This is a genomic window from uncultured Sphingobacterium sp. (assembly GCF_964277905.1).
Classification (GTDB): Bacteria; Bacteroidota; Bacteroidia; order Sphingobacteriales; family Sphingobacteriaceae; genus Sphingobacterium; species Sphingobacterium siyangense.
Genome location: NZ_CAXYKD010000012.1, coordinates 25,076 through 47,638, shown reverse-complemented (window position 1 = coordinate 47,638; position 22,563 = coordinate 25,076). Strand labels below are relative to the sequence as shown.

14 protein-coding genes are annotated in these 22,563 nt (G+C 38.1%); 13 read left to right on the top strand and 1 reads right to left on the bottom strand.

Features of this window, described 5'->3' with window-relative positions:
• Positions 1-5 precede the first annotated feature (5 nt).
• Positions 6-2,315, bottom strand: coding sequence for a putative monovalent cation/H+ antiporter subunit A (locus tag ACHWSC_RS07325; protein ID WP_394676330.1), 2,310 nt, complete (start codon positions 2,313-2,315; stop codon positions 6-8).
• Positions 2,316-2,726: 411 nt separating this feature from the next.
• On the opposite strand from ACHWSC_RS07325, the gene ACHWSC_RS07320 reads away from it, so the two are divergent.
• The 13 genes from ACHWSC_RS07320 to ACHWSC_RS07260 all read left to right on the top strand — a co-directional run bounded on the left by ACHWSC_RS07320 (position 2,727) and on the right by ACHWSC_RS07260 (position 22,562).
• Positions 2,727-3,248, top strand: a complete 522-nt coding sequence (locus ACHWSC_RS07320; protein ID WP_112374928.1) for an RNA polymerase sigma-70 factor — start codon at positions 2,727-2,729, stop codon at positions 3,246-3,248.
• Positions 3,249-3,300: 52 nt separating this feature from the next.
• A complete protein-coding gene (locus ACHWSC_RS07315; protein WP_112374927.1) occupies positions 3,301-4,452 on the top strand; it encodes a FecR family protein in 1,152 nt (383 codons plus the stop codon).
• A 233-nt stretch (positions 4,453-4,685) separates the two neighbouring features.
• On the top strand, positions 4,686-8,306 hold the full coding sequence (locus ACHWSC_RS07310; RefSeq protein WP_172462405.1) for a SusC/RagA family TonB-linked outer membrane protein: 3,621 nt from the start codon (positions 4,686-4,688) through the stop codon (positions 8,304-8,306).
• Between the two features lie 11 nt (positions 8,307-8,317).
• Positions 8,318-9,790 carry a RagB/SusD family nutrient uptake outer membrane protein gene (locus tag ACHWSC_RS07305; RefSeq protein WP_286802946.1) on the top strand — a complete coding sequence of 491 codons (1,473 nt, stop codon included), beginning with the start codon at positions 8,318-8,320 and terminating at the stop codon, positions 9,788-9,790.
• A 4-nt stretch (positions 9,791-9,794) separates the two neighbouring features.
• Complete coding sequence (locus tag ACHWSC_RS07300; RefSeq protein WP_394676329.1) at positions 9,795-11,165, top strand: substrate import-associated zinc metallohydrolase lipoprotein; 1,371 nt, start codon at positions 9,795-9,797, stop codon at positions 11,163-11,165.
• Positions 11,166-11,168: 3 nt separating this feature from the next.
• Positions 11,169-12,500: a DUF4302 domain-containing protein gene (locus tag ACHWSC_RS07295; protein WP_394676328.1), complete on the top strand. Its 1,332-nt coding sequence runs from the start codon at positions 11,169-11,171 to the stop codon at positions 12,498-12,500.
• 70 nt (positions 12,501-12,570) lie between these two features.
• Positions 12,571-13,614 carry a hypothetical protein gene (locus tag ACHWSC_RS07290; protein WP_394676327.1) on the top strand — a complete coding sequence of 348 codons (1,044 nt, stop codon included), beginning with the start codon at positions 12,571-12,573 and terminating at the stop codon, positions 13,612-13,614.
• Positions 13,615-13,716: 102 nt separating this feature from the next.
• Complete coding sequence (locus ACHWSC_RS07285) at positions 13,717-14,457, top strand: hypothetical protein (protein ID WP_394676326.1); 741 nt, start codon at positions 13,717-13,719, stop codon at positions 14,455-14,457.
• A 29-nt stretch (positions 14,458-14,486) separates the two neighbouring features.
• Positions 14,487-14,927, top strand: a complete 441-nt coding sequence (locus ACHWSC_RS07280; RefSeq protein WP_394676325.1) for a PH domain-containing protein — start codon at positions 14,487-14,489, stop codon at positions 14,925-14,927.
• Positions 14,928-15,397: 470 nt separating this feature from the next.
• Positions 15,398-15,925 (top strand): RNA polymerase sigma factor, encoded by a 528-nt coding sequence (locus tag ACHWSC_RS07275; RefSeq protein WP_394676324.1) that lies wholly within the window; start codon positions 15,398-15,400, stop codon positions 15,923-15,925.
• Between the two features lie 46 nt (positions 15,926-15,971).
• Positions 15,972-17,123 (top strand): FecR family protein, encoded by a 1,152-nt coding sequence (locus ACHWSC_RS07270; RefSeq protein WP_394676323.1) that lies wholly within the window; start codon positions 15,972-15,974, stop codon positions 17,121-17,123.
• A 258-nt stretch (positions 17,124-17,381) separates the two neighbouring features.
• Positions 17,382-20,960 carry a SusC/RagA family TonB-linked outer membrane protein gene (locus ACHWSC_RS07265; RefSeq protein WP_394676322.1) on the top strand — a complete coding sequence of 1,193 codons (3,579 nt, stop codon included), beginning with the start codon at positions 17,382-17,384 and terminating at the stop codon, positions 20,958-20,960.
• Between the two features lie 3 nt (positions 20,961-20,963).
• The gene (locus ACHWSC_RS07260; protein WP_394676321.1) at positions 20,964-22,562 is read left to right on the top strand and encodes a RagB/SusD family nutrient uptake outer membrane protein; all 1,599 of its coding nucleotides are present in this window, start codon (positions 20,964-20,966) and stop codon (positions 22,560-22,562) included.
• Position 22,563 lies beyond the last annotated feature (1 nt).

The following is a 22,563-nucleotide window of genomic DNA, read 5'->3' as shown; positions in this document are numbered from 1 at the left end:
TATCATTATTCTTTATCAGAGGATTTTAAACGTAATTTTAGTAAGCTATATACCCCTAATGCAGCAATACTCAATACTACAATTTCAAACATGGTGTCAAAACCTCTGAAATCCACAAGTATTACATTGACGACATTTTTTCCTTTAGCAAGCACATAAGCATAATCGCCATAGAAATCACTGATATTGGTTGTTGTTGGTTCATGGAGTACACGGAGTGCGACCATGGATAGCAAAATTCCAAAAACGATAGCGACCACGGCGTCGCGAATGATGGTGCGTCGGTTGGCCAAATTCAGAAAAGAAGGGAGCTTAAAGAGTACTAATACGAAGAGTACCACCGTGAGTGTATCAATGGTGAATTGCGTCATCGCTAGATCTGGGGCACTGTAAAACACGAAAATAAGACATATGGCATAGCCTACAACACTGGTGGCTACTACGGCTGTTAAACGGGATGAGGTGCGGATGGTGAGTACAATGGCGCCGATCAAAATGCAGACTGTGGTGACTTCGTAGAAACTCACTGGAGATAAGGTTTCCCATTTAATATGGAGTGGCCCGCCCAAGTATAACTGGTAGGCGATCAATAATTCGGCAAATAAGATAATTTTCAACAGATACGAACGCAAATAGCCGTTGTGCATTTTGTTGGTGAAGAAAGTAGAGAACAAAACAATTTCCTGCGCACATAATTGAATGATATATTCAGGAGAAATCTTATTGAAATTTGCAATCCAAGCCAATTTTTTCTCGTTGGGCCTGTTTGTGAAATAAAGTAACGTACCAGCGGCAATTGTAATAGTGCTTAATAGCAGGATTAAATTAAATCCATGCCAGATTTTCAGCTGAAATGTTTCGGGTTTTGCGAGTATACTTGCTGCGGTAGGTCCAGCAATCCATTCGCCGACAAGTCCTGGGATGCACCCAAAGACAACTCCTGATATCGCTAAAAGCAGAGGTGGGATCCACATGGCTTTATAGGGCAGGTGGATTGTATTAAATTGCTCGGGTAGCTTACCCATAAAAGGTTTGATGCCGGCCATAAATCCAGCAGAGACCAAGAGTATATTTGTTACTACTGCAGCGATGGTCAAATAAAGAAATAAATCGGGTGTGGCATGTAGTGTTGCCTCGTAAATCAGATCCTTTCCAATAAATCCAAATGTAAGTGGAATACCTGCACTGGAAAGTGCCGCTAGGAAACCTGCGATAGCGACAGGCATTAATACCTTGCGTAGCCCCCGCAAGACTGTCAGATCCCGCGTTCCCGTTTCATGGTCTATAATCCCCGTAATCAAGAATAATGCGGCTTTATATAGGGCATGTACGAGTATAAAGACACTTGCAGCGATAATGGCATCCTTGGTACCGAGACCCAATAAGAAAACCAAAATACCGAGGGCGGATATGGTTGAATAAGCGAGTACTCCTTTGAGGTCTGTTCTGAAAAGCGAATGGAATGCGGCATAAAGCATCGTGAGGCCACCAATGGCCATGAGGGAATACATCCAGATCGGGTTGCCCCCAAGTATCGGTGAAAAACGGGCCAAAAGGTAGATTCCTGCCTTTACCATAGTTGCCGAATGTAAGTAGGCCGACACAGGTGTTGGCGCCTTCATGGCGCCAGGTAACCAAAAATGGAAAGGGAATTGTGCTGATTTCGTAATCGCTCCAAGTGCTACGAGGCCAAAGACCAGGGGAAAGAGTGGATGTTGCTGAATGATTGATACTTTGCCGATGAGTGCTGTAATATGGTAAGTACCAGCAATATTACCCAGCAAAATAAAACCTGCCAGTAGAAAAAAACCACCCAACCCAGTAATGGATAGTGCAGTCAGTGCGCTTTTGCGTGAATCATTTTTGTCATTGTTAAATCCAATGAGAAAAAATGAGCTGATCGAGGTCAGTTCCCAGAAGATAAACAATAGTAACATGTTGTCCGATAGGACAAGCCCCAGCATAGCCGACATAAAAAGGCAGAGGTAGCCAAAGAATCGATCGATATATCGATGACCTTTGAGATAGGCATTCGCGTAAAAGAATATACAGGAGCCGATCCCAGTAATCAATAAGGCAAAAAGTAGTGACAGTCCATCTAATTTAAAATCCAGATTGATGCCTAAGGAGGGCACCCACGACGTTGATTGTACGAAATAGGAGCCTTGACCAATAGGTACAATATATTGAGCAAAGTATAGAAATAGAAGTACCGGTAAGAATGCGAGAATAAAACCCCATTTGGTTTTTAGGAATCGACCAAATGGAACAATAAGGCTCGATGATATTAGTCCTGACAGAACAGTAAATAGCATTTAGTCTTTGTTTTAATTTTTTATTGAAGTGTTTGTTTTATTTGTCAATAAGAACCTTCTATATTTCATCGTTGCCAACGCTTATATGGCGATGAAGGTTTTTTGAAAGTTTACAATATAGTAAAAAAAAGCGAAAAAATGCTAGTTTTTAACGGTTTTCTCTCTCTATAAATAATAAAAGCAGGGATTTTGTTTTGAATTCGGGGGAAAAATCAAGGTTAAAAATTCTTAAAAAAATGAATGAAAAAACACTAATTTATTGAGAAATATGATTTTTACGCGATGATATTCATATTTTATGTAATAAAAATGTTAAATCTTGTTAAACAAAATTTAAAAATTCTATCTTTAGAGTAGTTAATCAGCCGCCAAGGACTGTTTCTAATCAATTTTGTTATACCCGTTGGAATTATGGGCCCTGAAGAGAAGTTATTTAGAACGCATTATAAAAGCTTGTGTCATTTTGCATGGAAATTTGTAGGAGAATCTGCTATTGCAGAAGATTTGGTTCAAGAGGCATTTATTACATTCTTTAGAGAGCAGCAACGAATGGATGAATCCGAAACTTTTGTACGGAACTATTTATATACTGCGGTGCGGTTTTCTTGTCTGAAGCATTTAAGGCATGAAAAAGTAAAGGAAAAGTATTGGACCCGAGTAAAGTTCATTGAGGAAGATGCGCATTCAGTTGAGCTTTCTATGATTCATACTGAAGTGATCAATGAAGTCTATCGAATTATTGCTGAAATGCCAGTTGCTTGTCAGAAAATTTTTAAGATGGGTTATTTGGAAGGATTGTCGAATCTTGAAATTACTGAAAAACTTCAGATCAGCGTAAATACAGTGAAAACGCAAAAACAGCGTGGTATGAAGATTTTATTAGATAAGCTACACCCCGAATTTTTACCCTTTATTATTTTTTTATTAAAATAATTTTAATTTCCTGTCACCCTTGACGAATCTATAGGGTTTCTAACCTATAGATATGAAAGCTAATACCAATTACATAGCCAAACTCATCAATAAGTTGCTTCGTGGTCAAGAAACCATGACGGATCGGGATGCTATTGAGCAATGGCGGAAATCGGACAAAAGTAACGATGATTTGCTTGAAAGCTTTCGAGACGCAAAAAATATTGAGGAGGATCTTATCTTTTTGGACAATTTGGATGAAGATGGTGCTTGGCATAAAATTCAACATGTTTCCGCTAAAGCAAAGAGAAATTATAGACCACTTCTTCATGCGGCAGCCATTCTCGTGATATTGCTGGGAACATCGCTCTTTTATATCCTTCAGCAGAAAGGTAAAGTTTTAGAGAAAGTAGCAATTGTACATCCTGTAAAAGGGGATATTTCACCGGCGAAATCTGGAGCTTTACTCGTCCTGGCGGATGGATCGATCATGCCTTTGGAGAAATCTAACAAAGCTGTTGACCCGAAAATAGTTGCCTTAACGAATAAAGACAGTGTTGATCAACTGAATAATCCGAAAGCAGAGACTCGAATACAATTTAATACGCTGGTTGTTCCTAAGGGTAATTTTTATAAATTAAATTTAGAAGATGGCACCCAGGTTTGGGTAAATGCCAACTCTCAGCTTAAATTTCCTGTAAAATTTAAAGAAAATGAGCGTCGTGTCATTTTGGAGGGAGAGGCTTACTTTGAGGTCGCTCATGAAGCTAAGCGTCCTTTTGTTGTGGAATCTAGAGGAAGCGAAGTGAAGGTGCTGGGGACACATTTCAATGTTAACGCTTATAGTAGTAATGTCCGTACGACATTATCCTCGGGAAGAGTTCAAGTTAGCCATTCAGGAAATATTATTGTTCTTGAGCCCGGAGAGTATGCGAATCTCAAAGGTGAACTTCTCAGCAAAGGGAAGGCAGACTTAGATCACGATCTTTCCTGGCATAATAATCAGTTTTATTTTAAGAAAGAAACGATTGTAGAGATTGCCTCTACACTATCTAAATGGTACGATGTTCAGGTTCGATTTAAGAAAGATGTGGCGCTGGATAAGGTGTATAACGGTAATTTTAAACGCGATGTTAAGCTGTCCGAAGTTTTGGAAATGTTGACTTACGTCTGTGATTTGAAATTTGAGCTTCAAGGAAAAGAATTAATTGTCGAAAACAAATAAAAAGGAGTGCTTATGTAAGAGAAATAATACCTAACCTAAAGGTCTTACATGCAAAGTAGAACAGGAATGTTGCAGCATCCCTGTTCCGAAATGATCAAAAGGCCTAGAAATTTTTAAAGCGAATTAAGTAAACCCAATTAACCACAAAGAGTAAATGTATGAATAACTTACCATTTGGCAAAACGTGGCGACTGATACCTCATGACCCACGGTTTTGTAAACCTTTACGTATTATGAAAATTAGTACCTGCCTTCTTTTCGCCTTTGTGACCGGAGTTCAAGCCAATGGCCTTGCACAGAAAGTTACTTTGAAGATGAAAAATGCAAGGATTGAAGAAGCATTGAATGCGATTTCCAAACAATCCAATTTGCAATTATTTTATGGGGAGAATATTGATTCTAAGGTGAGGGTCAATGTGAACTTAAAAAATGCTTCAGTAGAAGAAGCATTGAATTCTGTCCTACGCAACAATCATATAGACTATAAGATTATAGCAAATACGATTTCAGTTAATGGCGAGGAAGGCAGTCGTTCGGATCGAAATGCGCTGCAACAGGGTATCTCTGGAACTGTTAAGAGTCAGGATGGAAAAGGGTTGAGCGGTGCAACAGTAACCGTAAAAGGAACCTCTATTTCAACACAGACTGACGACTTGGGCCATTTTAAAATCAATGCTTCTACATCGGCTGTTTTGGTTGTTCGGTATGTAGGATTTGGCACCCGGGAAGTCTCAATGGACGGTAAGTCAACCGTAAATATTACACTGACGGCTAATGATTTAAAATTAGACGAAGTCAACGTCGTTGCGACCGGATATCAGAATCTTGATCGTAAGTTTTTCACGGGGGCATCCACGAAAATTGATGCGAAAGAAGCCGAACGAGCTGGGGTTCCTGATGTTTCCCGGATGCTGGAAGGCCAAGCAGCGGGTGTCTCTGTTCAAAACGTATCTGGGACATTTGGTGCAGCACCAAAAATTCGGGTACGGGGCGCAACCTCATTAACTGGGGATAATAAACCCTTATGGGTAATTGATGGTGTTATCCTGGATGAGGCCGTCAATATCTCCAACGAAGCATTATCTACAGGAGATGCTAATACATTATTAGGGTCTTCTGTAGCAGGGCTAAACCCCGACGACATCGAATCGATTACTGTGTTGAAAGATGCTGCCGCAACTGCGATGTATGGTGCTGCTGCGATGAATGGAGTGGTCGTCGTGAATACAAAAAAAGGTAAAAATACAGATGGGCAGGTACATTTTAATTATTCTGGAAACTTTACGACCTATATTAAACCCAACTATAATCAATTCGATATCATGAATTCTGCTGAGCAGATGCAGTTGGTAATTGATATGGAAAACAAAGGTTATCTCAATCACTCTCAGGTTTCGAGAGCTGGAACAGGAGGAGTATTTACCAAAATGTATAACCTTATGTATGAGTATGACCCTAGCACTGATTCTTTCAAACTCAGAAATGATGCACCTTCTCGTTATAATTTCTTACAACGTTATGCAAATGTAAATACAGATTGGTTTGACCTATTGTTTAGAAACAGTTTTGTACATGACCATTCGTTAAGTATGAGTACCGGAACTGCAAAGGCACAGACCTATGCTTCAACGAGTTTTATGAATGATCCAGGTTATACGCTTGGCAATCAGGCAAAACGTTTTACGGCGAATATTCGTAACAACTATAAGATCAATGATAAATTGAGTACAGAGTTTATTTTTCAGGGAAATATCCGTGATCAACGTACGCCTGGAACTCTAAATCGTAACTCCGATGCAGTTTATGGTAGTTATTCCCGGGATTTTGACATTAACCCATATTCCTATGCGCTCAATACCAGTCGTATAATTACACCATACGATGAAAATGGTGATCTGGAGTATTTTACGCGAGATTATGCGCCATTTAATATCTTCAATGAACTCGATAACAATTACATCAAACTAAAATTGATGGATATTAAAGTTCAGGCGGGTTTAACGTATAAGATTTTGCCCTCCTTGACCTATTCAGCAACCGGAATGTATCGTTATTATAATTCCGAAAGGCAACATATGATCACTGAGAATGCCAACCTTTCTAAAGCCTATCGGGCAAACCAAGACCAAACTGTCAATAGCGGAAATCGCTTTCTTTACGCTGACCCCGATTTTCCAAATACCGATAAATATGTTATTCTTCCCAATGGAGGATTTTTTAATGTCGCCAATAACAATATGATCAGTTATTATATGCGGCACAATTTGGAATTCAACAAAAAGTGGAATGACCATACCATGAACTTGTTTGGAACCTATGAACTCCAATATGCAGATAAGCAGAGCCACGATTTTAATGGACCGGGAATCGAATATGGAAATGGCAATCTGGTTTTACCTGCCTATAGGTATTATAAAAAGCAGATTGAATCTGGCGATTCACCATTTGCGATGAATTATACCTACGACCGTAAACTCGCTTATGCATTGCGCGGTGCTTATAATTATAAAGATAAATACTCATTTAACTTTACAACCCGTTATGACGGGGCCAATAAAATGGGCCGTACGAATGTCGCAAGGTGGTTACCTACATGGAACGTATCTGGAGCATGGGATATCGATCAAGAGAATTTCTTTAATAGAGATAATAAGATCTTGTCACGCGCTAGGTTAAGGGGAACTTATGGTCTGGTTGCTAATATGGGGAATGCTTCTAATTCTTCGGCTGTTTTCTATAATGCTATTACTTATAGACCTTACGACGGAGAAAAAGAAGGCAAGATTAGCATAAATGGCCTGGAAAATTCCGAGCTAACCTGGGAGAAAATGTACGAACTTAATATTGGTACAGATTTAGGATTTTTGAACGATCGAATCGATCTGAATTTTGATTATTATAGGCGTAATATATTTGATTTAATTGGGCCAATTCGTACTTCAGGGATTGGTGGACAATTTGAGAAATTAGCAAACTACGCTGATATGAAAGGTCATGGGGTTGATATTCAGCTTGGCGGATATCCATTTAAAGACCCGAATGGTTTTACCTGGCGTACACAGCTTACACTTGGTTTTAACAAAACGAAAATTACCAAATTAAATGTAACCCGCAATATCTGGGATCTGATTTCAGGCGAAGGTGGAGCAATGGTCGGCAAACCCCATAGAGGTTTGTATTCTCTGGACTTTGATAAATTGGCAGCCAATGGAGGTTATCCGACCTATATCGGTACGGATGGTACTCCTGGTGAAACTTATTTCTGGTTTCAGGACAATCAAACGGAATTTCTTAAATATGAAGGACCTGTGGATCCGACGCTTGCCGGAGGCTATTACAACCGATTGGAATATAAAAATTTTAGTTTTTCCTTTTTGTTGAAGTTTGGTTTGGGCAATATGGTTCGTCTACAGCCTAACTATTCTCCTGTGTATCTAGATATGTATAATGTATCAAGGGAACTGATCAATCGTTTTATTTACAAAGGCGACGAATATTTAACAGTAATTCCTTCTACACTCGATGGGCTAACTGCAGAATTTGATGTCCAGAATGCTGCTGGTGACCGTACGGCATCTGTTTATTCTTATAATGCTTACAATTATTCATCAGAACGTGTAGCAAAAGGTGATTATCTACGTTTATCGCAAATTTCCGTGGGATATAATATTCCCAAATCTGTTGTCAGTAAAATTAAATTTAGAACTGCGCAAGTAAATTTGGTGGGTAATAACCTCTGGCTGATTTATTCCGATAAAAAATTAAATGGAGTCGATCCTGAGTTCTATAACAATGGAGGGGTAGCCTTACCCGTTCCGAAGCAAGTAACTCTATCTGTAAAATTGGGATTTTAAACGACTAAATTATGAAACTTACAAATCTTAAATATTTATTCATTTCTTCTACGCTGCTACTCAGCAGTTGTAACAAATATCTGGATCAGCAACCAGATATGCGCGCCGAGATCAATACGGTTGATAAAGTCAAAAGACTGATTACGTCAGCTTACCCTTTTGGTAATTATCTTGCTATGGCCGAAACCTATTCAGATAATGTGGAAGATAAAGGGGTAGGCGGTCTATACCAGCCAGTTCCTTTCTTATATTTTTGGCAAGACATCAACAACAATGATACAGACAGCCCCAATAGCTACTGGAATAATTGTTACGCAGCAATTGCAGCTGCAAACCATGCTTTGGCAGCAATTGAAACGAATAACTTCGGAAAAGAGATTGCAGCGTTCAAAGGCGAGGCTCTAGTTGCAAGGGCGTATGCACATTTTATGCTCGTCAATTTCTTTGCAAAAGTCTACGACTATAAAAATCCGGAGGCTAATACTTCACCTGGTATTCCATATGTTACTGAACCGGAGACAGTTGTAATTAAGAAGTATGATCGTGGAACGGTGAAATCTGTTTATGATAATATTCGGAAGGATCTGGAAGAGGGATTAGCACTTTTAGACGGGAATCCAGCAGAATGGAATGTGCCAAAATACCATTTTACACCAGCTGCTGCGCATGCCTTTGCATCTCGATTCTATTTGTTTACAGGCGAATGGCAAAAAGTGGTTGACAATGCCAACAAAATTTTTGCAGGAGGAAATTTTGCAGGAAAATTAATCCCCTATAATTCCACATTCAAGAAAATGACCTTCGAGGAGGTGCATACGGTCTTTTCCAAAGCCGATCAACCTTATAGCTTGCTGATTAACGAAACTTACAGTGGTTATCAACGCTGGTGGAATAATCGTTATGCTATGGGTATCAATGTGTTTCAAAAGATTTATAATGGTACTACGGCTGCAGGAGCGAAGTTTTATAATTTCGGTGTCTCCTATGGTGCTCCACACTATACTACTTATATCTGGAAGGAATTTTGGTACGTAACAAATGCAACCGCAAATACAGGATTTCCTATGCTTATGGTCCCGGTATTAATTACAGATGAGGCACTAATGAATCGAGCAGAGGCCTATTTGGAATTGGGAAATAATGCAGCTGGTATTGCCGATATGAATTTAATGGCAAGCAATCGAATAGATGGTTACAATCCTACAAACCATGCTGTAACGGCTGCAAAATCCAAAGCATTTTTTGGTGTTCAAGATGATAAGGAAGCACTTATTCAGACGGTTCTACAATTTAAACAAGTTGGATTTATGTCGATGGGTTTACGTTGGTTCGATATTATTCGTAAAGGCATAACAGTAAGACATCTTGTTATTGCCAACGATGAGAGTGAGTCTTATATCGAATTAAAGCCTGAGGATCCAAGACGTGTTTTCCAGATCCCACAAGAAGCGAAGTTGTCAGGTGTTGAACAAAATCCAAGGTAATTTTATGAAAACGATAACAAAAACATGTATAATAGTCGGTCTGTTCGCCAGTTTATATTCCTGTGTAAAAGAGGAGAAGCTGAATACTAAAATTGAAAATTACGACACCTTTGTTCCAGGAACTATTGACGAATGGATTACAAAGAATTTGACCGATCCCTATAATATTGAAGTAGTCTATCGGTATCAGCGAAATATGCATGATATCAATAAAAATATAGCACCGGCAGACGAATCCAAGGTTATTCCACAAATGGATGTGGTAATTAATGGTTTTTTGGATGTTTATAAGAAAATTGGGGGAGTACCCTTTATAAAAACATACACACCCAAACAGTTTGCTTTATTTGGATCAGGTGACTACGATGTGGATGGTTCAGTAAAAGGAGGAACTGCAGACGGAGGTAGACGGATCACATTGTATGGGGTTAATAATTTTGACATCGCGAATTCAAATTCTGTAACCGGTAACCTTCAGGTTATTCACCATGAATTTACCCATATCTTAAATCAGATGAGATTTATCCCTGCTGAGTTCGGAAAAATCTGTGCAGGTGATTATTATTCGAATTGGACTGCACAGGAGAATGACCAGGCAAAAGCAAGATCATTGGGCTTCATTACACCTTATTCGAGAAAGTCGATAGGAGAAGATTTTGCTGAAGTCTTATCACATTTAATCGTCGCTGGTCAATTGTATTATGACGATTTTGCTTACGATAGTGGAAAGGATGCTTACCCCAAGTTTAAACAAAAAGAAGCGATTGTACGGGATTATATGATGCAGAATTTTAACATCGATGTAACGCAATTGCAGATTGAATTTCAGCGCGTCATGGCGGAAAAATATAAATCTAGCCGGTACTCCGCCACAACAGCATTGAGCAATGACTATGTTGGTTCGTTGGACTGGGATATCCGAAACACCTGGGGATTAGAAAACACGATTTCCAGCAAGCAAAGATCACTATTTATGGCAATTTTGGATGAGCTTGGTGGGTGGACCACCAAATCTATGACCTTCCAGTTTATCTCAGCCACAAAGGCAACATTAAATATCGGTTTTGGCGATAATAGTGTAACCTACACGGCATCCTACGATTTTGATATTGTAAAAAACGCAGACAATACATTTAAAATCGCTAAGTCGGCGACCCAAGGGACAGGCAATAATTATGGTAATGGTAACATTGACTGGGTATTAAGAGATACGAAACCCCTGATCGATTATTTGGGCAGTACTAGTTTTTCGGCCGACTGGAAACAAGTTGATTTGTCGGTCAATCCGAGCGATTATCTGCAATTTTTGATCTTAAAAGATACAAAGGATCCAAATGCAACATTTATGGGCAAAGTAAATTTGAGGAAGTATTAGATTATGAAAAAGATATTTTATTTAATGTTTTTGGTCCTATTGGCTTTCAGTTGTAGCAAACCAAAAGAAATGGATCCCATATTCGGTAATCCCGATGATAGGATTTCCGATACATTATTGTATGTTAAAAAGACATTGGTAGATGCACCATATGGATGGAAAGCTTATACAACCACGGAGATATCCAAAGGGGGATATGGCTTCTATATGCAGTTTGGTGAAAATGATCGATTAAAGATGGTTGCGGATTTGAACGAGACTACGTCTTCCGTAATAAAAGAGTCCACCTATCGCATACGTCAGATAATGTATGCTACGCTTTCTTTTGACACGTATAACTATATTACTATGTTGCAAGATCCAGATCCTAGTGTTTTTGGTGGAACAGCTGGGAAGGGACATGGTAGTGACAATGAATACGATTACGTGAAGACTCATGGCGATACCTTGTTCTTTCAGGGACGGAAGTTTATTAAACCGCTTATTCTGGTTAAAGCAAAAGAAGATGAAGCAAAAAAATATACTTCGAAGGGCTATCTTGATGTAATTAATAAAAACAAAGCATTTTTTAAGAAAAACCCCTTGACCTCCATTGTTGTGGGCAATGTGGAAGCAGAATTGGCATTTGGTTTTCGAACCAAAAGAATGTCTATTATTACAGCCAATTCTGATGGAAGCTTTTCTTCTTCTTTTGTTGAATTCTGTAATACAATTGACGGCATTGAAATCGTTGGCGGCGTGCTGATAAATAATGTTCAACTACAGCGTTTCATATGGAAGGATGAGAACTCTCTTGTTGGTCTTGACAAAGATGGTAAGGAATATCCGTTGAAAATTAATTCTTCTTCTGTGGTTCCATATCTTACAGCATTAGGGGCAAGTTTCTCTGTGATTACAATTCCGGATGTGACGACGTATAATGGCTGGAGTACAAATTTTGCAACACGTAAAGCGCAAGCAAAAGCAGGAATTAATAGATGGGCATTCGACGGGGTTAATTTCTTTATTTTAAGGACTATAGATTTTAAGTTCCAATCGGTTAATAAAAGGATGTCTATTGTGTTTAATACGACATACGAAGGTTCGAAGACATTCAACCTAACCTATAACTATACCTATACAGTTGAAAATGGTAAATTTAAATTTACATTAAGTGGGACACCTACGGGAAATGATGGAGCACTTTACAACGATGTTCGCTATTTACTGCAGGAGCGGATTAATGTTGACACGTTTGAACTGGGGTACTTTGTGAATTCCGAAACCGGAGAAGTCATGTCTCAATTTAAGAGCGTTGAGCATCCTGATTTTTATTTTACAGGTCAAAATAATTAATGTTTTATTTCAGTATCGATCGGGCGGAGGTCGGGTCGATACTGATATTTCTATTTATAATGATGTTGCTATGAAAGAATTTTATAAAAGTATTTTAATTCTTGGATTACTGTTTATTGGGGGATGTGGTAAAAATTCATTAGACCCAAATAGGTCGCAAAAATTTGCTGCTAGTAAAGACAACGAGTTTATTGAGAAGGTAGTTGTTTCAGCTACAGAATTTAATTCTTGTGCAGAAAAATACAATGATTCTACGATGCGATATATGAGATATGCTGGTACACATGACGTGTCAAATTACGACTTTGCAACGAAAATGTCGCAGCTGATTCAATCAGGTTTGGCATGCTCAGCTTCAACATCACCGAATACACCTGTTGGACCTCAGCCATGGACTCCCAAGCCAATCGACGTGAATATAGATTATACTCCTGATGTAATTTATACTTATTTAGATAATCCTTCGCATTATATCGGTTCTTCCAATTTGACGACAATGAAATGTTTGATTTCTTCGTACAAATCTCTCATAGCTCAGAACCTGATTGTAAGTGATATCAATGAAAGAACTTTGTTGTTTTCTAAGCAGGTCGTAAATGATGGCTATGAGAATGTCTATATTAATCCTTTACCACATTATGATCCTTGGAGTGGATTTTATCTTTTAGCAGCGATACAGACCTTGGTAGGAACAAGAGACATTAATGAACAGATCTATAATCAATATTTTGCTGGTAATTCAAATGAAACCATTGTTTATCCTGTTGTTCAAAATATTGGTTGGATATATATAGGTAACACTGGCGGGCCGAACCAAGAAAATATTCTTCCTGAGGTTCCAAAAACTGTACAGATAAATTATAATTCTAGCTTCGCTTTATATGCACCAACTTGGGAAAAGATTTATCAAGATCCGCGAATAGAGCCTATGCCTAGTACTAGCATATATTTTAATGGTTTTAACAATAAACTGTACTCCAATAGTAGCTTTACCCAATATGTACCAGATGGCTTATATAGATTACCAGCAGAGCATCAAAGTTTGTATGAGAAGAATCATTTTATTGTTGAAATAAAAAATGGTGAGATCTATAAGCAGTTTGGAAAATCCTAGATAATATGGCTAAGTCAAGTGAGCAAGATTATGATAAAAATTCTTAACCTACTTATCTTTTTTTTAGTTCTTATTTTTTGTGCTTGTCATAGGCATACTCATGTGATAAAGACTGAAATTATAGGAAAGCTTCCCGTATCAGCTCCCTTCTATATCGATTTATATAGTTTCGAGACAGGTGAAAAGATGATGTCTGATACATTAGATCAAGAAGATTTTGTTTTAACTAGTAAATCGTTTCCAAAGGGGATTTATCAATTAGTTTTTTCGTGGGAGCGGAATGTGGTGAAGCCGCAGGAGATTGAGCGATTTGCCCGTCAGCCTGAACTTGGTACACCAAAGTATTATATTTCAACTACATTTTGGCTCGATCCCAATGAGTCCGTAAAATATAAGTTCTTGCTTGAAAGTCCTGGTAAACAAGCGGAGTTAGAAAAACTACTGTTGGCTAAAAATGGAAGCGAATCTATTAAAATGGCGGTTGTATCAGGTGGAAAAAACAACAAGTTATATATTGAATACTTAACATTAGTGGATCGTTATAAGGATAAAAACAGACATCAAAAAGATAGTCTTCAGCAAGTAGCAGTACGTTATAGTGATCATAGATTCTTGCAAGAAGAAGGTCGAATACAAAAGCTCTTATCAAAAGACTGGTTGGTTGATGTGAAGAACGAACTGTTAACTGAAGAAATCGATTTTATGAAAGAGAATATTGACAATGAGGTCATTCATCGTATTTATCAAATTCAGTTAAACAATAAAGAAGATGTCGAACGGTATCGTGAAATATATAACTTGTTTCCATTTAACGTGAGACAGAATTTGGCCAATAATAATTAAAATAATAGACCTATTAAAAATCATTAGTTATGAGAGAAGTCTTTAAAACACAGATAAACTTCGGTAGTTATATCTGGGGAGCTGCGATGATTATATTTATCGTGATGCTATCTTATGGAGGTCTTGAAAAAGGACTGTATCTAGGCACACTATTGTTATTTGGCGTATTCGCGATAACTTGGTATTTTACATTCTTTTATAAAAGGTATTGGATTGAGGGCGATAAGCTTTTTATTAAGACAGTCTCGGGTACAAAGTCTGTAGATATTACTTCTATACGTAAATTAGAAACTGATAAGGTAGACTGGTTTGGTACGATGAGACTTACAATTTTAAGGCCTTATAGAAAAGGAATGGTACTGCACTATAATAAGATCGACGATATATTCGTCGATCCAGAAAATCCTACCGAATTTATTGATAAATTAAAACAGATTGCACCGAATATCGATGTCATAGTAGGTAAATAGTTTACCGTTTTGAGTCACTTATATCGAACCAAATCTGTTGGTAGATCCTAAAGTTACTTGTGCTAAACGACTCTGGCTTCCTGCTAATTGGAGATCCTGTGATATAGTCGATAATCGCCATAAATAGAGCGTTCTGTATAGTAAATTGTCCTTAGGAATATAAGCTGAAAAGGATAACAGTACAATTCTTGTTACAATACAAATTGGCTTTTTGGGAACAAACTCATTTTGTGTGTTATTCTTTGTTTTTACTTCCTTTTAAGCAATTATCTTTTATTTTTCATTGCCGATTTTCTAAGTTCATAAGGAAAAAAGAGAGTATGAAATTCTGCTTGGTAACTTTTTTGTGTGAATAGTAAAAAATATTTAGCACTTTTACCAAACAATTATTAAGCACTTACATGTAAGTGCACATACATGTCCTAAAATATCCGCTACGAAGTACAATTTGTAGTCACGGAATCTTAACGATGCAGAAGGAAGAAGTATTATTTAAAACACACTATAACGGATTGTGCCACTTTGCTTGGAAAATTGTTGGTGATTTAGCTGTGGCTGAAGACCTGGTTCAAGACTCATTTGTCGCTTATTTTAAAAATACTGAGCAGGTCAGTGACAATGAGATTGCTGTTAAAAATTACTTGTATAGTTCGGTTCGTTTCGCCTGTTACAATCATATTCGCCACGAAAAAGTACAACAAAGATATTGGAATGTTGTCGGTTTTACAGAAGAGGATAATATAGCCCTTGAATTGAACATGATTCATAGCGAGGCTATCCAGGAAATTTACAGAATTATCGAACAGATGCCAACCTCTTGTCAACAAGTCTTTCGCCTTGGCTATTTAGATGGCTTGTCTAATCTTGAAATAACCCGGGAATTGAAAATTAGCATCAATACCGTAAAAACCCAAAAACAACGCGGTATGAAAATGTTGTTAAAACGGCTAAATCCTGAGTTTTTACCCCTTATTATATTTTTGTTAAAAAATATTTAAATTCTTGTCACCCCTTTGCTAGCCTTAAGTTTCTTTACTGTACAATATGGAAGAAAACTCAGGGCATATCTCCCAGCTGCTTCAAAAATTTTTATTTGGTCAATTGACCGAAATAGAACAAAAACAATTTGATGAGTGGCTACAAGCTAGTGACCAAAACAGACGGCTTCTAGAATCATTTCGAAAAGCAAAGAATATTGAACAAGATTTAGCTATTGTCAAGCAATTGGATGCAAATAGAGCTTGGGAAAAGCTTAACAACAAGAATAATAAATCTAATTATAAGTGGTTTATCGGCATTGCGGCATCGTTACTTCTATTGGCCACTTTTTTCTATCTATGGCAGAGCAGTTATTTGAAGACAGATGAAGATGCTGTACATAATCTAACTTTGAATTTGGAGCAGGATGTCGAACCCGCACAGAGTGGGGCTATTTTACAGTTGTCCAATGGTGAAAAAGTTGTGCTTAATAACAAGACGCCCAAAACCTACAATACAAACAAGACATTTGTTGGGAATGGTGCGGAATTAATCGTTAAAAACGATAAAAACCAGCAAGTATCTCGTTTGAATTCGCTCATAGTGCCACGTGCAAGTTATTATAAAATCACTTTGAGCGATGGTACCAAAGTCTGGGTTAACGCACAGTCGAAATTAAATTTTCCGGCGCAATTTTCAGCAGATGAAAGAAGGGTGAGTTTAGAGGGGGAGGCCTATTTTGAAGTGGCGCATGACGCTAAAAAGCCTTTTTACGTTGATTCAAAAGCTGGAGAAATCAAGGTTTTGGGCACGCATTTCAATGTATTCGCCTACCACGATGACATCCGAGCAACGCTAGTCGAAGGCAAAGTAGAGGTGCGACAAAAGGAAAATAAATTAGAACTGAATCCAGGTGAATTTGCTTCCCTTTCGAAAACTAATATGATAAAGGGGAATGCTGATATTCAGCAAGATTTGGCTTGGCATAACAATGAATTTTACTTTAAAAAGGAAACGATTGTAAATATTGCCCATCAATTGTCCCGATGGTACGATTTAGAGGTAAAATTTAGAGGCAATGTACAACTCAGCAAAGAATATAGCGGTAGTATACAGCGCGATGTAAAACTTTCTCAAGTGTTGGAGATGTTATCGTATGTCAGTGACCTTCGATTTGAAGTTCACGGTAAGGAATTGATCATTGAGAACAAAAGCTAACTTATTTTAAAATATAAAACTAATTCAGCAAGGCTTATGATATAATATTACTATCCAATCATTAAAGTGCCCCAAAAAAAGAGAACAGGAATGTTGGCGCATCCCTGTTCAGAAATGTGATCAAAGGGCTCATAACTTAAAAGTGAACTATTAATTACCTAATTAACCACAAAATGTAAATGTATGAATAACTTACCATTTAGCAAAGCCTGGTCCTTGTTACCCCAAGATCATAGGTTTTGCAAACCCTTACGTATTATGAAAATTAGTACATGCCTTTTATTCGCATTTGTAACCGGTGTTCATGCTAAAGGAACAGCCCAAAAAGTTACCTTGAAAATGAGGAATGCACGGATTGAGGAAGCGCTTTCTGCGATTTCTAAACAATCCAACTTGCGTGTTCTCTATAGCGAAAACTTAAACGCTAAATCTCGCGTTACAATCAATCTGAAAAATGCTTCAGTAGAAGAAGCATTAAACTCGATTCTAAGCGATAAAAATATTGAGTATAAGATTATTGCAAATACAATTTCTGTCAATAGCAATGTAAAGAGCGAAGTGGTTTTCGAGAGTATCCAACAGTCGATCAGCGGAACGGTTAAAAATGCTGATGGAAATCCGTTGGCTGGTGCTACAATCACGGTCAAAGGAACCTCTATTTCTACTCAAACTGATGCAAATGGACATTTTAAGATAAATGCTGGGGGAAATGCGGTATTGGTTGTGCGATATGTTGGATTTAACAACACTGAGGTTGCTGTCAACAATAGAAGTACAATCACTATCGTATTGGATTCTAACCAAAATCAAATTGACGAAGTTGTTGTGACAGGTCTTGGAGCTAAAATTGACAAGAGAACATTTACCGGAGCTACCGCTAAAGTCGATATGAAAGATATAGAATTGGGAGGGCTTCCTGATCCTTCTAGAGCTTTGGAAGGACGTGTAGCCGGTGTATCGGTTCAAAATACAACTGGAACATTTGGATCCGCACCGAAAATTAGAGTTCGTGGAGCAACATCAATTTATGGTAGTTCAAAACCACTTTGGGTAGTGGACGGTATTATTATAGAGGATGTGGCAAATGTTTCTTCAGATGATCTTTCTTCAGGGGATGCATTGACGCTAATCAGTTCTGCCGTAGCTGGATTAAATGCGAATGACATCGAGTCGTTTACCGTGCTAAAAGATGGTTCTGCGACTTCAATATATGGAGCTCGGGCGATGGGGGGTGTTATAGTTATTACAACTAAAAAAGGAACTGCAGGTAGAAATTCTGCAAGCTATGTAGGAGAGTTTACTTCCAGAGCTATCCCTTCTTATAATAATTTTAATATCATGAACTCCCAAGAGCAGATGGCGTTTTATCAAACTCTTGAACAAAGAGGGTGGCTAACAATGGCTGATGTTGCTAATAGGTCCGAATCGGGAGTTTACGGAAAAATGTATCAGTTGATCAAAGCGGGACAATTAGAAAATACACAGGAGGCAAGAAATGCTTATTTAAGGCAAGCTGAATACCGTAATACAGACTGGTTCAAACAATTGTTCAGCCGAACGATTATGCAAAATCATTCGGTCAGTCTTTCTTCAGGTACAGACCGAGCACAGTATTATACATCCATCAGTGGAGTTTTTGATAACGGGTGGACGCGTAAATCTGATGTGAAGCGTTACACCGGTATGTTTAACGCGTCCTACAATTTGTTTGATAATCTAAAATTAGATCTAAGAACAAATGGTTCCTATAGGGATCAAAGAGCTCCAGGTACAATAGGTTCATCTGTGGATCGAGTCTCCATGGAAATTAAGCGAGACTTTGATATCAATCCATATACATATGCGTTAAGAAATTCCAGAACACTCGATCCTAACGAGTTCTATACCCGGAATTATGCTCCTTTTAATATCCTGCATGAGTTGGATAACAATTACATGGATATCAATGCTGCTGATATAAAATTCCAGGGTGAACTAAAGTGGAAGCCTATTAAAGCCCTTGAATTGGGTGTATTAGCTGCTACACGCTATCAGCAAACTTCGCAACAGCATTATATCAAAGATCAGTCGAATCAGGCACTAGCCTACCGTTGGATGCCGACAACATTTATCCGTGACGCGAATCCTTTCTTATATACTGATCCGAGTGATCCTTATGCTGTTCCTGTTTCTGTCTTACCTGCTGGTGGTATATACAATCGTACCGACAACAAGATGTTTACGCGAGATTTACGTTTTACCGCAGCTTTTGATAAGACATTCAATGACATCCATAAATTATATGTATTTACTGGAGCCGAATCCAATTCCGTGAATCGTAATCAAAATTGGTTTAGAGGCTGGGGCTTACAATACGATCTAGGAGAGATCCCATATATTGATTACACCTTATTTAAAAAAAATCAAGAGGAAAATGCTGATTACTATTCTATAGATCGCAAAAAAAACGGTGATGTTGCTCCTGCGCGCAATAGACAAGTTGCTTTTTATGGTACCGCAAACTATACATTTGATAATAGGTATACGATCAATGGAACATTCCGTTATGAAGGTACAAATCGTTTAGGACGTACAACCTCTGCACGTTGGATGCCGACATGGAACGTTTCAGGAATGTGGAATGTAATGGAAGAGGATTTCTTCAAGAAATTGGAGACACCTTTTTCAAACCTGAGTTTTAAGGGTTCTTATAGTTTGACTGCTGATAGAGGTCCCGACTTTGTAACCAATTCGAAGATTATCATTCAAAGTTATAATCCATGGAGACCAAGTACAGCTGATAAAGAAACCGGTCTTTCTATTTCGGATCTGGAAAACTCTGAGCTGACCTATGAGAAAAAACACGAACTGAATATTGGTACCTCAATCGGTTTGTTCCGAAACCGTATTGCATTAGATGTCGATTATTATAAACGTAATAACTACGATCTTATAGGTATTGTCAATACACAGGGGCTAGGAGGAGAAATCTCGAAGTACGGTAACGTTGCGGATATGGAATCGCATGGTATAGAGCTTAGTTTATCTGCAACGATCCTGAAAAAAGAGAATTTCTCTTGGGTATCTAATTTTATCTATTCAAAAGCGAAGAATAAAATTACTGCCTTGGAAAACAACAGTAGAATTTCTGATCTAATTGCGGCAGGCGGCTACGGTGTAGAAGGTTATCCTGTGCGCCCCTTGTTCTCTATTCCGTTCAACCGTATTATTGAAAATGGATTGCCACTTTATAATTATATAGATGGTACGCAGACAACTACTGGTGTTTATTTTCAGGAGCGAAATAATATAGCTTTCTTGAAATATGAAGGTCCTACTGAGCCAACAGATATGGGAAGCTTTGGAAACATATTTTCTTATAAGAATTTTAAACTCAATGTATTCATTACCTATTCTTTTGGAAATGTGGTACGATTAGATCCTGCTTACACAACAGGCTATACAGATTTAGATGCCATGCCGAAAGAGTTCGCAGATGCCTGGACAGTTCCAGGTGAAGAAGCATTCACAAATATACCTGTCATTTTGGATTCCCGTTTTATTCGGAACAATAGTCAGTATAGGTATGCATACAATGCCTACAACTATTCTACGGAAACTGTTGCAAAAGGTGATTTTATTCGCTTGAAAGATATCTCATTAGCGTATGAATTGCCGAAGAGTGTTGTTAAGTCCTTAAAGATGTCTAATCTAGGTGTACGTTTCAATATGGTAAATCCATGGTTGATCTATGCAGATAAGCGTCTAAATGGGCAAGATCCAGAATTTGTTAATTCAGGAGGTGTAGCTCTACCAATTGCAAAGCAATATACATTAACCTTAAAAATGGGATTTTAGCATATGAAAAATAGACTATCATACATATTGATTTTGGCCGGCTTATCGGCAATGGGCTTATCGTCTTGTAAAAAGTATCTTGATGAATTGCCAGACAACAGGGCCGAGTTGAATACTACCGACAAAATAGGTAAAATGCTAGTTGGGGCATATCCTAGCAGCGCTTATGTTGTGGTTACAGAATTGTCTTCAGACAATGTAGATGATGTAGGTCCGGTATATTTAAACTATCCAAGATTTATAGAAGAAATCTACAAATGGCAAGATATATCGGAGACGAATAACGATGGTATTGAACGTATTTGGGGAGCATGCTATAGTGCAATAGCCAGCGCCAATGCGGCGTTACAAGCAATCGAAGAGCAAGGAAATCCTACAAACCTCAGTGCTCAAAAAGGAGAGGCATTGTTGGCCCGCGCCTATAATCATTGGATACTCGTCAATGTTTTTGCGCAGAATTATTCAAAAACACATGGCACAACTGACCTTGGTATAACCTACATGACAAAGGGAGAGACCACCCTAAATCCCAAGTATGAGCGCAATACTGTTGCTGAGGTTTACGATTATATTAAGAAAGATGTTGAAGAGGGATTACCATTAATAAATGATGCTTCTTATGCGAATTCAAGTGTTGCGAAATACCATTTTAATCGTGCAGCAGCCTATACCTTTGCATCACGCGTTGCATTGTTTATGGAAGATTGGTCGAAGGTAGTCGAGTATGCTACATTAGCCCTAGGTGAAAATCCGAGTATAACGTTGAGAGATTATAAGACTATTGCACCTTTCTCGGCTACTTATGCAAACTTTACGCGTGAGTACAATGCAAGTTCTGTAAAAGCAAATTTTCTGATTTCCACCGCATCATCTTCTATGGGGCAGACGTTTGGTAATTACTCAACAAATAATAGGCTTGCTCACGGAGGTAGTATTGCAACGACAGAAACCATCTTTGCCAAACAACCTTTTGGACAGGCCAAGGTGAGTACAGATTACAGAATTAAGGCAACAATTTACTCAAGTACTACAACAAATAAGGTTATTTTTCCACATGTAGCGCGCATGTTTGAATACACCGATCAGGTTGCGGGTATAGGGTACACAAAAGGTGTATTTGCGCCAATTGTATCGGAGGAGGCTCTGCTTAATCGGGCAGAAGCAAATATTCATTTAAAAAATTATAGCGCAGCTCTTTCCGATATGCAGATCCACATTGACAATAATACAATTAATGTTCCTGCTACAGTTAGTGAAGCTTCTATTAATACATGGGCAAATTCATTTGAATATTTTACACCAACAGCACCTACACCAAAGAAAAAGCTGAATCCAGAGTTTTCAATTGAGTCTGGTACCCAAGAGAATATGCTTCACGCCGTATTGTCTTTAAAACGACTGAAATTTTTGCAAACCGGTATGCGATGGTTTGATGTTAAGCGCTATGGAATAGAAATTACGAGAAGGGAGGCACCAGCAGTGTATGGTGGTAATTTGACATATACTGTTACAGATAATACACTTACCAAGCGTGATAAAAGACGTGCGATCCAGTTGCCGCAAGATGTTATTAATGCAGGCTTAACCCCTAATCCTAGATAAT

Excerpts from the sequence above, each read along its gene's own strand:
- ACHWSC_RS07325 (WP_394676330.1), bottom strand. The coding sequence starts at position 2,315 with ATGCTATTTACTGTTCTGTCAGGACTAATATCATCGAGCCTTATTGTT.
- ACHWSC_RS07320 (WP_112374928.1), top strand. The coding sequence starts at position 2,727 with ATGGGCCCTGAAGAGAAGTTATTTAGAACGCATTATAAAAGCTTGTGT.
- ACHWSC_RS07315 (WP_112374927.1), top strand. The coding sequence starts at position 3,301 with ATGAAAGCTAATACCAATTACATAGCCAAACTCATCAATAAGTTGCTT.
- ACHWSC_RS07310 (WP_172462405.1), top strand. The coding sequence starts at position 4,686 with ATGAAAATTAGTACCTGCCTTCTTTTCGCCTTTGTGACCGGAGTTCAA.
- ACHWSC_RS07305 (WP_286802946.1), top strand. The coding sequence starts at position 8,318 with ATGAAACTTACAAATCTTAAATATTTATTCATTTCTTCTACGCTGCTA.
- ACHWSC_RS07300 (WP_394676329.1), top strand. The coding sequence starts at position 9,795 with ATGAAAACGATAACAAAAACATGTATAATAGTCGGTCTGTTCGCCAGT.
- ACHWSC_RS07295 (WP_394676328.1), top strand. The coding sequence starts at position 11,169 with ATGAAAAAGATATTTTATTTAATGTTTTTGGTCCTATTGGCTTTCAGT.
- ACHWSC_RS07290 (WP_394676327.1), top strand. The coding sequence starts at position 12,571 with ATGAAAGAATTTTATAAAAGTATTTTAATTCTTGGATTACTGTTTATT.
- ACHWSC_RS07280 (WP_394676325.1), top strand. The coding sequence starts at position 14,487 with ATGAGAGAAGTCTTTAAAACACAGATAAACTTCGGTAGTTATATCTGG.
- ACHWSC_RS07275 (WP_394676324.1), top strand. The coding sequence starts at position 15,398 with ATGCAGAAGGAAGAAGTATTATTTAAAACACACTATAACGGATTGTGC.
- ACHWSC_RS07270 (WP_394676323.1), top strand. The coding sequence starts at position 15,972 with ATGGAAGAAAACTCAGGGCATATCTCCCAGCTGCTTCAAAAATTTTTA.
- ACHWSC_RS07265 (WP_394676322.1), top strand. The coding sequence starts at position 17,382 with ATGAAAATTAGTACATGCCTTTTATTCGCATTTGTAACCGGTGTTCAT.
- ACHWSC_RS07260 (WP_394676321.1), top strand. The coding sequence starts at position 20,964 with ATGAAAAATAGACTATCATACATATTGATTTTGGCCGGCTTATCGGCA.